This is a genomic window from Acidovorax sp. ST3 (assembly GCF_003231145.1).
Lineage (GTDB): Bacteria > Pseudomonadota > Gammaproteobacteria > Burkholderiales > Burkholderiaceae_C > Acidovorax.
The window spans coordinates 1-596 of sequence record NZ_QKVP01000083.1 but is presented as its reverse complement, the minus strand read 5'-3'; the positions used below and the strand labels follow the sequence as shown (position 1 = coordinate 596).

Below are 596 nucleotides of genomic sequence, written 5' to 3'. Positions count from 1 at the left end.
GACCTGGCCTTCGCCATGATCGCCGTGCCCGAGGAGGTGCCGGTGCTGGTGCCCTCCGAACTGCTGGCGGCGCGGCCCGACATCCACGTCGCCGAGGCCGTGCTGCGCGCGGCGGCGGCCGACGTCGGCGTGGCCACGGCGCAGTTGTTCCCCAGCCTGTCGCTGTCGGCGTCGATGGGCAAAGGCGGCTTTAGCTGGCCGACGGCATTGTCGGGCGCGGGTTCGATCTGGGCGGTGGGCGCGTCGCTGACGCAGCCGATCTTCCACGGCGGCGCGCTGCTGGCCGAACGCAGCGCCGCCAAGGAGCGCTATGAGGCGGCGGTGCTGCAATACAAGCAGACCGTGCTGACCGCCTTCCGCGACGTGGCCGACACGTTGGCGCAACTGGAGGCGGACGGTCAGGCGCTGGCCTCGGCCGAGGCCTCGCGCCGGGCCGCGGAGCAGTCGCACCGCAACACCGCCAACCGCGTGCGCCTGGGCGCCCTGGCGCCCTACACCGCGTACGCCAGCGAACAGCATTACGTCGCGGCGCGGGTGCGGGAAGTGGAATACGCCAATGCCCGCCTGACTGAAACGGCGGCGCTGTTCCAGGCGAT

At 72.1% G+C, this 596-nt stretch carries 1 protein-coding gene; it reads left to right on the top strand.

Going from position 1 to position 596, the window contains the following annotated elements; genetic code table 11:
* A partial coding sequence (locus tag DNK89_RS23670; protein WP_161958983.1) for a TolC family protein occupies window positions 1-596 on the top strand: 596 nt, incomplete at both ends.